The organism is Ornithinibacillus salinisoli (assembly GCF_042684965.1).
In the GTDB taxonomy this organism is placed as follows: Bacteria; Bacillota; Bacilli; order Bacillales; family Amphibacillaceae; genus Ornithinibacillus; species Ornithinibacillus salinisoli.
This window is the reverse complement of sequence record NZ_JBHUMI010000014.1, coordinates 433,501-447,173: the sequence shown is the minus strand read 5'-3', so window position 1 is coordinate 447,173 and position 13,673 is coordinate 433,501. Positions and strand designations below refer to the sequence as shown.

15 protein-coding genes are annotated in these 13,673 nt (G+C 37.7%); 14 read left to right on the top strand and 1 reads right to left on the bottom strand.

Features of this window, described 5'->3' with window-relative positions:
- Positions 1–383: 383 nt before the first annotated feature.
- The 3 genes from rho to ACFSTA_RS09390 all read left to right on the top strand — a co-directional run bounded on the left by rho (position 384) and on the right by ACFSTA_RS09390 (position 2,987).
- Positions 384–1,664 (top strand): transcription termination factor Rho, encoded by a 1,281-nt coding sequence (rho, locus tag ACFSTA_RS09400; protein WP_377556367.1) that lies wholly within the window; start codon positions 384–386, stop codon positions 1,662–1,664.
- A gap of 191 nt (positions 1,665–1,855) precedes the next feature.
- The gene (locus tag ACFSTA_RS09395; protein WP_377556366.1) at positions 1,856–2,101 is read left to right on the top strand and encodes a type B 50S ribosomal protein L31; all 246 of its coding nucleotides are present in this window, start codon (positions 1,856–1,858) and stop codon (positions 2,099–2,101) included.
- Between the two features lie 265 nt (positions 2,102–2,366).
- Positions 2,367–2,987, top strand: a complete 621-nt coding sequence (locus ACFSTA_RS09390; protein WP_377556365.1) for a thymidine kinase — start codon at positions 2,367–2,369, stop codon at positions 2,985–2,987.
- Between the two features lie 292 nt (positions 2,988–3,279).
- On the opposite strand, the gene ACFSTA_RS09385 is transcribed toward ACFSTA_RS09390, so the two are convergent.
- The gene (locus ACFSTA_RS09385) at positions 3,280–3,801 is read right to left on the bottom strand and encodes a CBS domain-containing protein (protein WP_377556364.1); all 522 of its coding nucleotides are present in this window, start codon (positions 3,799–3,801) and stop codon (positions 3,280–3,282) included.
- 394 nt (positions 3,802–4,195) lie between these two features.
- On the opposite strand from ACFSTA_RS09385, the gene ACFSTA_RS09380 reads away from it, so the two are divergent.
- From ACFSTA_RS09380 to ACFSTA_RS09330, 11 genes are all read left to right on the top strand, one after another.
- Positions 4,196–5,176 carry a nuclease-related domain-containing protein gene (locus ACFSTA_RS09380; RefSeq protein ID WP_377556363.1) on the top strand — a complete coding sequence of 327 codons (981 nt, stop codon included), beginning with the start codon at positions 4,196–4,198 and terminating at the stop codon, positions 5,174–5,176.
- Between the two features lie 328 nt (positions 5,177–5,504).
- Complete coding sequence (gene prfA / locus ACFSTA_RS09375) at positions 5,505–6,575, top strand: peptide chain release factor 1 (protein ID WP_377556362.1); 1,071 nt, start codon at positions 5,505–5,507, stop codon at positions 6,573–6,575.
- A 1-nt stretch (position 6,576) separates the two neighbouring features.
- Positions 6,577–7,437 (top strand): peptide chain release factor N(5)-glutamine methyltransferase, encoded by an 861-nt coding sequence (gene prmC / locus ACFSTA_RS09370; RefSeq protein WP_377556361.1) that lies wholly within the window; start codon positions 6,577–6,579, stop codon positions 7,435–7,437.
- 112 nt (positions 7,438–7,549) lie between these two features.
- Entirely contained in the window at positions 7,550–8,167 is a 618-nt protein-coding gene (gene spoIIR / locus ACFSTA_RS09365) for a stage II sporulation protein R (RefSeq protein ID WP_377556360.1), read from the top strand.
- Between the two features lie 79 nt (positions 8,168–8,246).
- Complete coding sequence (locus ACFSTA_RS09360; protein WP_377556359.1) at positions 8,247–8,651, top strand: hypothetical protein; 405 nt, start codon at positions 8,247–8,249, stop codon at positions 8,649–8,651.
- A 238-nt stretch (positions 8,652–8,889) separates the two neighbouring features.
- Positions 8,890–9,921: an L-threonylcarbamoyladenylate synthase gene (locus ACFSTA_RS09355; protein ID WP_377556358.1), complete on the top strand. Its 1,032-nt coding sequence runs from the start codon at positions 8,890–8,892 to the stop codon at positions 9,919–9,921.
- 64 nt (positions 9,922–9,985) lie between these two features.
- Positions 9,986–10,540 (top strand): manganese efflux pump MntP, encoded by a 555-nt coding sequence (locus ACFSTA_RS09350; protein WP_377556357.1) that lies wholly within the window; start codon positions 9,986–9,988, stop codon positions 10,538–10,540.
- 113 nt (positions 10,541–10,653) lie between these two features.
- A complete protein-coding gene (locus tag ACFSTA_RS09345) occupies positions 10,654–11,253 on the top strand; it encodes a low molecular weight protein arginine phosphatase (RefSeq protein ID WP_377556356.1) in 600 nt (199 codons plus the stop codon).
- A gap of 24 nt (positions 11,254–11,277) precedes the next feature.
- A complete protein-coding gene (locus ACFSTA_RS09340; RefSeq protein WP_377556355.1) occupies positions 11,278–12,573 on the top strand; it encodes a methyl-accepting chemotaxis protein in 1,296 nt (431 codons plus the stop codon).
- A gap of 34 nt (positions 12,574–12,607) precedes the next feature.
- Positions 12,608–13,048, top strand: coding sequence for a ribose 5-phosphate isomerase B (gene rpiB, locus ACFSTA_RS09335; RefSeq protein WP_377556354.1), 441 nt, complete (start codon positions 12,608–12,610; stop codon positions 13,046–13,048).
- 27 nt (positions 13,049–13,075) lie between these two features.
- Entirely contained in the window at positions 13,076–13,651 is a 576-nt protein-coding gene (locus ACFSTA_RS09330; RefSeq protein ID WP_377556352.1) for a TIGR01440 family protein, read from the top strand.
- Positions 13,652–13,673 lie beyond the last annotated feature (22 nt).

Sequence of the window (13,673 nt, the reverse complement as noted above, 5' to 3'; positions counted from 1 at the left end):
GGGAGCATGTATATATGTCCCCCTTATCCATTCCTTCCTTTACGGGGAAGTTAAAAAAAGTGTTGAATATTACTATTAAAACAGTTAATATTGTATATGTTTAATATATCAGTTGATTGGTTAATATTTTAATACATAGAATAATTATGGGATGAATTCTCAGGTATTTACTTAAAAACTTCTATTCTATCTTCCGAAACCTTCATTTCTTCAATAGACAATACTACCAACAAAAGAAGTGAAAATCTCATCAAACTTGATCAGAATCAACCTTTCGGGCAAGAGAACACGAACTGTTTTCAATTAATTTTAATTATTTAACCAATTCAATAAAAAACTCTACAAATATAGTAAAAATGTATAAAGGAATAGGCGTGGTGATTATGGCTGAATTAACAATTGCGAAACTAGAAACATTAACTTTGAAAGATATATATGCATTAGCACGTGAATATAAAGTTTCGTATTATGCAAAGTTAACAAAAAAAGAATTAATATTTGCTATTTTAAAGGCACAAGCTGAAAAAGATGGATTTTTGTTCATGGATGGTGTGTTAGAGATCATTCCATCAGAAGGATTTGGATTTTTAAGACCAATTAATTACTCTCCAAGTGCTGAAGATATATATATTTCTGCATCGCAAATTCGTAGGTTTGATTTGCGTAATGGGGATAAAGTATCTGGTAAAGTACGTCCTCCGAAAGAGAATGAACGTTACTACGGTTTGTTACATGTCGATGCTGTAAATGGAGAAGACCCTGAAACCTCCAAAGAACGAGTTCATTTCCCTGCCTTAACGGCGTTATACCCTGATCGCATAATGAAACTAGAGACAAAACAGAATGACATTTCGACGCGAATAATGGACTTAATGACACCTGTAGGTTTTGGGCAGCGTGGCTTAATTGTAGCACCACCAAAAGCAGGGAAAACAATGTTATTAAAGCAAATTGCCAATAGCATTTCAGTCAATCATCCAGAAGCAAAATTAATTATCCTTTTAGTTGATGAGCGACCTGAGGAAGTTACCGATATTGAGCGTTCCGTACATCCAGATGTTGATGTTGTAAGTTCAACATTTGACGAAGTACCTGAAAGTCATATCAAAGTATCTGAACTAGTATTAGAACGTGCTATGCGTTTAGTAGAACATAAACGCGATGTTATTGTTTTAATGGATAGCATTACCCGCTTAGCTCGTGCATATAACCTTGTTATTCCTCCAAGTGGAAGAACACTTTCAGGTGGTATCGATCCTGCGGCATTTCACCGTCCAAAACGATTCTTCGGTGCTGCAAGAAATATTGAAGAAGGTGGAAGCTTCACCATTCTTGCTACAGCTCTTGTGGAAACAGGTTCCAGAATGGATGACGTAATTTATGAGGAATTTAAAGGTACAGGAAACATGGAGCTACATTTAGATCGTAACTTGGCACAACGTCGTATTTTTCCTGCAATCGATGTGTTACGTTCAAGCACACGAAAAGAAGAGCTGCTTGTTGATAAAAGCCATCTAGATAAAATGTGGATGATCCGTAAAACGATGCAAGATTCTCACGATTTCCTAGAACGATTCCTTAGAAAATTAAAGACATCTAGCTCGAATGAAGAATTCCTTCATAAGATGGATGAAGAAATGAAGCGCAAAGGGATTAATAAATAATTTAATCAATGGTCCCCGAGTATATCGGATATTTACGGGAAAATAGGACGAATTTAATTCTATCCTATTGCAAACAGATGCAGACACTGTTATAATTTTTAAAGTGAGTTTAGATAAGGTGTTTCACCTATGACGGCTCTTACAATAAACTCTGTTTCCAAAGGAATCAGGGCAAAAAGGAGTGGAAAGACATGAAAAACGACGTACATCCAGAATACAGAAAAGTTGTATTTCTAGATACAAGCTCTGATTACAAATTCTTGACTGGTTCAACACAAAACTCAGAAGAAACAATTGAGTGGGAAGATGGAAACACATACCCATTAATTCGTGTTGAGATTAGTTCAGAATCTCATCCATTCTACACTGGTAAGCAAAAAGCTGACAAAGTTGGCGGACGTGTAGACCGATTCAAGAAGAAATATAATATGAAATAAAAAGTTTAGCTGACCGGTTAGGGGCGAACGCATATGGCGTGAGCTCCTGGGAGGCAAAACTGATTAATGCTAAGGTTGAGTTTCTCAACCTCATATTTAATTACTGTAAAAAAACAGGCAAATTGTCTATACTTTGCCTGTTTTTTTACTTTCAAATAACGATTTTTTTGTGGGAAACCACATTGTTATATAAAAAAATTATGCTGTTGATGTAGAAATTAGTGGTAAACTTAATGTATACATAGTAGAAGGGAGATCCCAGTTCATGTATGTAATGAAACAAAGCGGTTGGGTTGAAGTAATCTGTGGAAGCATGTTCTCTGGTAAATCTGAAGAGTTAATTCGCAGAGTCCGTCGCGCAACGTATGGAAATTTAAATGTACGTGTATTTAAACCAGCTATTGACGATCGTTATGATGGTGAAGCAGTTGTTTCTCATAATGGAACATCTACCATGGCTCGACCTGTAAAGAGTTCGGATGAAATTCTTGATCACATTACTGGTGACATTGATATAGTCGGTATCGACGAGGTGCAGTTTTTCGATGAAAATATCGTAGAAGTTGCTGATGAACTGGCAAACCAAGGCATACGAGTAATTGTTGCAGGTTTAGATACAGATTTTCGTGGAGAGCCATTCGGCCCAATGCCTAAATTAATGGCATTATCAGAATCAGTCTCAAAATTGAACGCGATCTGTCCTGTATGCGGATCTCCTGCAAGCCGCACGCAACGTCTAATTAATGGACAACCTGCAAACTATGATGACCCAATCATCCTAGTCGGCGCATCTGAATCCTACGAACCACGATGCCGCCATCATCACGAAGTGCCAAACAGACCAATTAACCACATCGTTAAAAGTTTAATAAATGCAACCAAATAGATGAAAAAAGCGCCTCGGTGGGCGCTTTTTTTTGTTAGCTGGTGGTGAGTGAATGGCTAATCGAGAGCGGAGAGATGATGGGGCAGGGCTGGAGTGAAGCGTGGCGATTCGCTCATAAATTAAAATATTCGCGCAGAACCAGCGAGGATTCGCTCACAAATTGAAATATTCGCGCAGAACCAGCAAGGATTCGCTCATAAATTGAAATATTCGCTCAGAACAAACAACTTACCTCCCCCAATCATTCAAAGAAACAGTAACTCACTATATCATTAGCGAGTTACTAAATTTATTACTGATAGTTTTGTGGGTTTTGAACTTGTTGACTAGCCTGTTGCTGTTGAGCTGCTTGTTGCTGATACTGTTGATTCATTTGAGCTTGCTGTCCCATCTGTTGACCTTGTTGAGTTTGATTGTTGTGTGTTGGGACAGATATGTTTGTCAGTGCTTGACTTGCTTCATTTTGGAATATGTTCTGAGTTGCTAGGTCGCCTAATGAGATCATCCCAGCTAACTTACCATTTTCGGTGACTGGTAAACGGCGAATTTGCTTTTCAGCCATCATTTGAGCTGCTTGATGAATATCCATGCTCGCATCAGCTGTTGTTAATTGATCACTCATACACTCTCCAACAGTACCGTTACCATCTTTGCCCATCGCTGTACCGCGAGTGGTAATATCACGGTCAGTAATAATACCACGAAGCATCCCGTTTTCAACAACAGGAATTGCACCGATATCATTTTGTACCATCAATTCTGCTGCTTCTTTTAACGATTGTTGAGGTGTTACAGATATAACATTTTGACTCATCAGGTTTTTAATTGCATTTTGCATATGAAAAACACTCCTTTAAACATTAGATTTTACTAGGAGTGTGATTTTTATGTGTTAATTATTTGTAATATATTACTATCAAAAAAAGCACAAGCTACTAGGCGCCTCGGTTGTTGCTTATTTTTGTTCGGGTGGTGACGAGGGTTTGGCAAGATTCGATCGATACGTTGATGGAAGCTGGTGAAGAGCAATTCGCTCATAAATTGAAATATTCGCTCACAACCAGCAAGGATTCGCTCAAAAACTGAAATATTCGCTCACAACCAACAATTATCCTCCCCTTCATTCACCACAATAAACGATAAAAAAGAGGTTTTATGAATGAAGATATAGAATTAATATCTAAATGAAAATAAAGGAGGTAAAGGAAATGTTTGTAAAACCTCATGACAAACTAGTTGAGGTACTGCGATTACAAGTGTTGGAAAGTAGATTGATTTATAATCACCCACAAATGGAGACGGTTATAAATGATCTTAGGATCAAACTTGCTGAAGTAAGAGGGGAGGAACAGCTAGACTATCCATTAGGTTTTTTAAATAACCAAGAATACCTAATTTTGCATAATCTTAGAATACAAGACGAAAATGGCTTTTTTCAAATTGATACCTTAGTTATTTACCGGAGCTATTTATTAATATTAGAAGCTAAGAATTGGTATGGAACTCTACTCTTTGATAAGGAAGGAAACGTTATTCGTATCGGTGACGATGGAAAAGAAGAAGGATTTCCAAATCCAATTGTGCAAGTGAAAATGCAAGAATATCGGCTTCGGAAATGGTTACATAACATTGGTTTCTCAGACCTCCCCATTCACTACTTCGTTGTAATTAGCTTCTCTTCTACTATTCTTAAATCTATTTCTCCAGATGAAAACATACCTAGTAACATTATTCATAGTAATAAACTCTACTTAAAAATAAGAGAGCTTAATCAAGTAAATGAACAAAGTTTATACGTTCATGATCAACTTTTGAAACTTTCGAATATATTAATTCAAGCTCACAGTCCTTCAACAGCAAATGTATTATTAAAATATAAAATCTCAAGAGATGATATACAGACTGGGGTAAAGTGTCCTTGCTGCCAAACCAACATTATGATTCGCAGCAAACAAAAGTGGCACTGCAGACTATGTAACTATTTCTCAAAAGATGCACATGTAAAAGCATTACTTGAGTACAAATTATTGTTTGGAAACAGAATAAATATTAGGGAAGCAGGAGAATTTCTTCAAGTTGAATCAAGGCATACTGTGAAAAGGCTGTTACAAAGTGCAGGTTGTCAAAATTCAGGAGGCAAGAAAGGTGCATATTACCTTCTCGACAAGATTAATGAGACTACAAAATAGTCGATTCGCTCAGAAACTAAAATATTCGCTCAGAACCAGCAAGGATTCGCTCATAAATTGAAATATTCGCTCACAACCAGCAAGAATTCGCTCAAAAACTGAAATATTCGCTCAGAACAAACAATTCACCCACCCACCAACAGAGCCAGTGCCCATCACCGCTCACCCGACAACCCACAACCCACACCCAACCCACACCCAACTCACAGACCAAACCCTCAGCACCCACCCACCAACACCAGCGCCCCCAAACCCACCATCCCAAACTTTGACCTCAACCGCCGAGTATACTATAATTATACTGTTAATCGTGAAAGAGGTGGCCGTGATGTTAGATCGCTTACAAACATTGGAAGAACGTTATAATAAATTAAATGAACTACTTAGTGATCCTGAGGTAATTAGTGATACGAATAAGTTGCGCGAGTATTCCAAAGAACAATCTGGGCTTGAGGATGTTGTGCAAGCATATCGTGAATATAAAGATGTAACCGAGCAATTAAATGATGCGAAGGAAATGCTGGAGGACGATCTTGACAGTGATATGTATGAGATGGTGAAAGCAGAGATTTCCGAGCTCTCCACGAGCAAAACTGACCTAGAAGAAAACATGAAAATTTTACTTCTACCAAAAGATCCAAATGATGATAAAGACGTATTTATGGAGATTCGTGGTGCTGCTGGTGGAGATGAAGCGGCATTATTTGCAGGTGATTTGTACCGTATGTATTCTCGTTATGCGGAGAGCCAAGGTTGGAAGACCGAGGTTATGGAAGCAAACACAACTGGTGTTGGTGGATACAAAGAAATCATTTTCATGATCAAAGGCACAGGTGCTTTTTCGAAGCTAAAATATGAAAATGGAGCACACCGTGTGCAACGTGTTCCAGAAACAGAATCCGGCGGACGAATCCATACGTCAACTGCAACTGTTGCTGTTTTGCCGGAAGCAGAAGAAGTGGAAATCGATATACACGAGAAAGATATTCGTGTCGATACGTTTGCGTCCAGTGGACCTGGAGGGCAAAGTGTAAATACAACGATGTCAGCCGTTCGTTTAACACATGAACCAACTGGGATAGTTGTATCGATCCAAGATGAAAAATCACAAATTAAAAACAAAGAAAAGGCGATGAAGGTTCTTCGCGCGCGTATTTATGATAAATTCCAACAGGAAGCACAGGCAGAGTATGATGAAACACGTAAATCAGCTGTTGGTACTGGTGACCGCTCGGAGCGTATCCGTACGTATAACTTCCCACAAAATCGTGTGACGGACCATCGTATTGGTCTAACGATTCAAAAGCTGGATCAAATTTTAGAAGGTAAATTAAACGAGTTCATTGATGCGTTAATTATGGAAGAACAAGCTAAAAAACTTGAGCAAATTGGTGAATAGTATGGATACACGTAAACAGTTTGAAGTCCTGCAGTGGGCTTCTCTTTTTTTAGAAAAAAACAAACGGGAACCACGTGTTGCAGAATTACTTCTACAACACCATTTAAACATATCTAGAAACGAATTTTATATGCGAATGCGAGATGAAGTGCCAGCCGAAATCGTACAAAGCTTCCAAACAGACATAGAGCGACATGCCCAAACTGGAGTCCCGATTCAACATATAATCGGTTATGAAACGTTTTATGGTCGTGAATTTCTCGTGAATGAACACGTGCTAATTCCAAGGCCGGAAACAGAAGAGCTTGTACAACAAGTAATCCAACAGTCTAAGAATATGCCGAACAAGTCACAGACGATCGTGGATATTGGTACAGGAAGTGGAGCAATTGCCATTACCCTTGCACAGGAACTACCTGAAACAACGGTATTTGCAACGGATATTTCTGAACAAGCCCTTGCAGTTGCGCAACATAACGCAACCCAATTACAAGCAAACATTACTTTCCTACAAGGGGATTTTTTACAACCGTTCATTTCTAATCAAAAAAAAGCTGATATTATCGTTTCTAATCCGCCTTATATTGCGAAGGCAGAAGAAGTGACATTAACGGATACAGTGAAAAAGTTTGATCCGGAGCTTGCACTTTTTGCAGATGACAACGGACTCGCAGCCTATAAGAAGATTATTACTCAACTCCCGCAGGCAATTGATTCTGGTGCTACTGTGGCATTTGAAATTGGTCATGAACAAGGGGAAGCAGTGTCTTCGTTATTAAATAATCAGTTTCCAACTAGCAATATAAACGTAATCCAAGATATTAATGGTAAGGACAGAATGGTTGTGGCTACTGGGCTTTAAGCCACAACTTAAATCATGATTCTATTAAAATAAAAAATACTAGATTACTAGTTTAAAATCTTTTACCGCTGACCATACTGATAGTAAATCAAAGGAAAGCGGGGCAAATGAGATGAAGAAACTAGTATTTTTTGTATTCATATTTATTTTTATACTTTTATCGATGCCAGCTAAAGGTCAAGGAAATCAAACAGCTTCTGAAATGGACTACCAGGTCATTCCTGATGAAGCGATCCGCCTAAGAATTTTAGCAAATAGTGATACGGATGCGGATCAAAAAATAAAACATACAGTTCGAGATAAAGTAAATGATGAAATTAATCAATGGGTTGCCCATTTAACCGATATCGATGAAGCAAGAAAGCTAATTGAAAGTAAAATACCGGAAATTGAATCCATTGTAGAAAACACATTAGCAGAATCTGGAGAGAAAAGAGATTTCGATGTAGAGTATGGAAAGAACGTATCTTTTCCTACAAAATTATATGGATCATATCTGTATCCAGCAGGAGAATATGAAGCGGTGTTGATAACATTAGGTGAAGGTCAAGGTGCAAATTGGTGGTGTGTGTTGTTTCCACCATTATGCTTTTTAGATTTTGGTGATGGAATTAGTGTTGCGGAAGCTAGTGCAGATGATTTAGACGAATCGGAAGAGGAACCAGAAGAAGAGGAAGAAGAACCCGTAAAAGTAAAATTTTTTCTATTTGAATGGTTAGGTTGGTCATAGAATCACTCTTATATGCATAAAATGATAGAAACACAAAAAGAATTCTTAGTTTCTATTAATAAAAGTAGAGGTGATTTGAATGAACATTATAGCGGCAAAGGACACTCCTATCATTCAGTTGGAGGAATTTTTAAAAACGACACCAAATAACATCCATAAAGATAGTTTACTGGAGGATGGCTATGTCGTGGAAATCGATCAGAAAATAAAGGGCTGTTTTGTGCTATCTCAAGTAAATGACGGAGTATTTTGGTTGAAACAACTCTATGTGGCACAAGAAGAAGCTGCTAATTTACCCGTTTTATTAGAAACAATCATTACGATGGCAAAAGGTTTACACGCGAAAAAGCTTTTTGTACATAGTCATCAGCCAGTTGTGGATATATTATTAGATGCGCTCCAATTTCACCCACAAGAGAGAGACTTACTTGTTGATAATCCACCTAGATCCCGAGGAAATTGGTGGGCATACGATGTTTCCTGATAGGTTATACACATTGTCCACACCAACTTGTGTATAACTTGTGTAAAAACTGTGAACTAATTAATATTTTTGTGTATAAATGATATATTTCTATGATGTAATCGTTTTATATTCACATTATCAACAAAAATCTGTGGGTAAATGCTACAGATTTTTTGTTTTGTTGTGGATAAGGTAACATTTTTGCGAAACGAATGGGGATCGCTTAAAATGTAGGGTAGAAAAGAGGTAGACTTCGATGACAGAAACAATACGCTGGAATGTAACAAATAATAAAATAAATAATACAGAATTGATTGAGGAGGCTGCACAGCTATTAAGGGCTGGTTCGACAGTAGCTTTTCCAACAGAAACGGTGTATGGATTAGGTGCAGATGCTACAAATGAAGCTGCAGTCGCCAAAATATTTCAAGCAAAAGGTCGTCCACAGGATAATCCATTGATTGCACATGTTGCTACAAAAAAACAACTCATGCAATTGGTAGAACAAATACCAGGATATGTGGATAAGTTACTCGATCAATTTACTCCCGGACCAATCACGTTTGTCTTACCTAGCAATGGTACGTGTGCGGAAAATGTGACGGCAGGGTTATCCACAGTTGGAGTTCGAATCCCGGATCATCCTGTTGCACAGCAATTATTAATAATGTGCGATATTCCTATTGCGGCTCCTAGTGCAAATCTATCTGGAAAGCCTAGCCCAACCACAGCTTCACACGTATGGGATGACTTGAATGGTAAAATTGCTGGACTTGTTGATGGAGGTTCTACAGGTGTAGGAGTTGAATCTACCGTTGTGGATTGTACACAAGAGATTCCTATCATTTTACGTCCAGGTGGCGTAACAAAGGAACAGTTAGAACAAGTAGTTGGTCATGTTATGGTGGATCCTGCCTTAGTAAATGAACAAGAGAAACCAAAAGCACCAGGGATGAAATATACTCATTATGCACCAGAGGTACCGTTATGGGTTATAGCTGGTTCTGTGGATAAATTAAAAAATATAATGACAAGAGAAATAAGTACTGGAAAAAGAATTGGATTGCTTGTGAGTACCAATACAGCAAAGCAACTAGAATTCGAGCAAACTATCTCACTCGGAAATACCTTACAAGAAATCGCGGCCAATTTATATGATGGACTTCGGAAGTACAAACAAAGCGATGTAGATTTAATCATTTGTGAGGCATTTCCAGAGGTAGGTATAGGACAAGCAGTCATGAATCGTTTGCGAAAAGCGGCAACACGTTATATGGATGAACAATAATTAGCTAACATATTCTTTCTTGGACATGCATAGAATTTATAAGCATGTCCGAGGAGGATGGTGAATGTCAACACACACTTTAGGAGAACTAATTTCGTTACTCTTTATGGCAGTAGCGTTAGGGATGGATGCCTTCTCTGTCAGTCTAGGAGTCGGAATGCAGCAAATAAGATTAAAACGAATATTAATTATCGGAATTATCATCGGAATATTTCATATGATTATGCCGTTCTTAGGAATAATCGTTGGTCAAGCAATATCGAATCGAATCGGTGACTTAACAACAATGGCTGGTGGCCTTCTGTTAGTTGGAATTGGTACACAAATGCTATTATCTGCATTTAATCATGAACAAAGAAAAGTCATGCAAATAGCTGGATTTGGTCTTTTTATTTTTGGTCTTAGTGTAAGTATAGATAGCTTTTCAGTAGGATTAAGTCTAGGATTATCTGGTGTGAAAACAGCCCTTGCCTTACTCATGTTTGGTGCAACAAGTACAGTGCTAACATGGGCAGGAATGTTATTAGGAAGAAAAGTTCATGGATTATTAGGAATTTATAGTGAAATACTTGGAGGAAGTATCCTTTGTGGATTTGGCCTTCATATCATATTTGGATGACCGGAAGACAGATAAGGTTCTGTCTTTTTTTCTTTGTCTTATTATCTCTGACAACGCTTCCCTTCTGTGTTATATTTTATATAGGAATTACTTCTTTTTCGGAGGTACAAAAAATGAAAATATTGTTTGTATGTACAGGAAATACATGTCGAAGCCCGATGGCAGAAGCATTAGTGAAAAATAAACTGCCAGGTGCTGAAGTAAAATCAGCAGGTATTTTTGCTGCGGAAAACCAAAGAGCAAACAATAATGCACTTGAAGTGCTAAAACAAAAAAATATTGATCTTAACCATCGTTCCCAAGCAGTAAACGATAAGCTACTGAATTGGGCAGATATTATCTTAACGATGACAACACAACATAAACAATCACTAATCTTGCAATACCCAAAATATCAAGAAAAATATTACACACTTAAGGAATACGTTTCAGAATCCGATAAAGAGGTATGGGATGAGCTCAAAAAACGGTATGCCGAGTTTGAGGAAAAACGATCTCTATTTATTCAAAATAATCAACGTAAACTCGATAATATAGTGCTTGATCAACAACTGCGGGACTATTTAAAAGAAGATATGGAAGAGATTCAACAGCTGGAAAAAAATCTGATCAATTATGATATTTCAGATCCCTTTGGTGGTGACGTAAAAACATATCAGGATACATTGGAAGAACTAAACGATTATATCGATCAATTAATAAAAAAAATATAAACAACACTTTTGGGGGAAGACAGAATGGACAAAAAGAGATACCGCTTTAGCTTGCGAGTGAAATTGATGCTTTTCACCACAATTTTAGCAATTATTACGTATTCGACTAGTGCATTGTTTATGTATGTTTTATATGAATACATCAATGATTTTTGGCAAGTATCATTTCAAGTTTATTCGATTATCACACTATTGTTAGGAATTATTTGGTCTGGTTTACTGTCATATTTCGCTGCTAGCTTTATTACGAAACGATTAAAACAGCTTGAACTAGCAGCTTCACAGGCTGCTAGCGGAAACTTAGATCAAACGATAGAAATTGGAAGATCTGATGATGAAATCAATGCATTGAGTGAATCATTTGATACGATGCTTAAAAATTTAAAAGATATGGTTCATAATATTGATGTGCACTTTGAAAATACGAATCAATCTGTCGTTCAAATGAAAGATGCATCTGACCAAGTTGCAAAGCATTCCGATTTAATTCGTTCCTCCATTACCGATATTTCAAAAGGTGCGGAAAGTTCTTCCGAAGCGATTCAAAATACAGTAGAGGCTGTTGAAGAAGCCTCAGAATTAGCAGTGAAAGTACAAGAAAAAGCTGGTCAATCGAAAGAAAAATCGAATACGATGCTTGAAACACTAAATAATAGTAAGAACGTAGTAAACCAATTAGTTGTTGGCATTCAAAAATTAGCTAGTGATCAAGAGGTATCTTTACAGGATGTCGAACATTTAAAAGAAAATGCTTTGCAAGTTGAAACGATTATTTCGATGGTCGGGGAAATTGCAGAACAAACCAATTTACTTGCGCTAAATGCATCTATTGAAGCCGCTAGAGCTGGTGAACACGGTAGAGGATTTGCAGTAGTAGCGGAGGAAATTCGTAAATTAGCGGATCAAAGTGCCCAAGCTGTTCAGCGTATTTCAGAGCTAATTACTGCAATCCAAGATGACGTTAAACAAGTAGTTACTAAAATTAACGATAATGTTCAATATGCGAAAAAAGAAGCGGAAAACGGAGTTAGCACAAATCAAACATTTGAACAAATGTCTGGTTCTGTAGAAGATGTAGCAAGAGAAATTGATACGATATCTTCGTTAGTAGATAAACAATTACAGTCTATTCAAGCAACAGCATCACAATCACAAGAGGTTGCAGCTATTGCTGAAGAAACTTCAGCAGGTGCGGAAGAAGTGAATGCTTCTATTCAAGAACAGGCTAGTACAATTGAAATGGTGGAGACATTAGCACATTCATTGGAAGAACAAGCAAATAGCTTGAATAAACAAATTCATAAATTTAAAGTACAATAATAATTACATCAAGATGTAAGGGAGCGTATTTGATATGAAAGTAATTATTTCTGGAGATCATGCCGGAATGACAATCCGTAATGAAGTGAAGAATTTATTAGATGAAATGGGTATTACTTATGAAGATAGCGGTTGTAGCTGTGAGACTTCTGTTGATTACCCAGACTATGCACTTCCTGCAGCACAGCGTGTGGCAAGTGGTGAATTTGACCGTGGCATACTTATATGTGGAACAGGAATTGGAATGTCAATCACAGCAAATAAAGTTAAAGGCATTCGCTGTGCATTAACACATGATGTGTATAGTGCGAAATTAACACGTCAGCATAATGATTCCAATATGATTGCAATGGGTGAACGAGTAATAGGGCCAGGTTTGGCACGTGAAATTGCTAAAGTATGGTTGGAAACAGATTTTGACGGAGGTCGCCATGCGAATCGCATTGGCAAAATCGCAGAATACGAAGGTCAGTAATGCTATGAGAATTAGTAGGTGATATCGATGGAAAATATTCAGGATCACATACAAGAAGATTTAGATGCAATCATCTCTGAATGGTTGCAGTCTTCCTACCTACATGAGGATGACCTTTTTGTTGTTGGCTGTTCTACGAGTGAAGTTGCTGGAGAAAAAATAGGAACAGCAGGAAGTGAAAATATCGCAGCACATATTTTCACGGCAATGAAAAAACTAGCGAAAGATACGGGAATTCATCTTGTTTTTCAGTGCTGTGAACATCTTAATCGAGCATTAGTCATGGAACGGAAAGTGATGAGAAGCTTTCAGCTCGACGAAGTATCTGTAATTCCTGTTCCTGCTGCTGGTGGCTCAATGGCTTCCTATGCCTATAAAAATTTACATGACCCAGTAGTCGTAGAAGCAGTGGATGCTCATGCTGGAATTGATATCGGTGAAACCATGATTGGCATGCATCTAAAACAAGTAGCTATTCCGTTGCGCATGAATCATCGTTATATCGGGAATGCCCGTGTTAATGCAGCTAGAACAAGACCAAAACTGATCGGCGGAAGTCGCGCAGTGTACGAGCTTACGAAAGATAACAAATCGTGTACTTAATAAATTTTGATCAAGGGGGTTT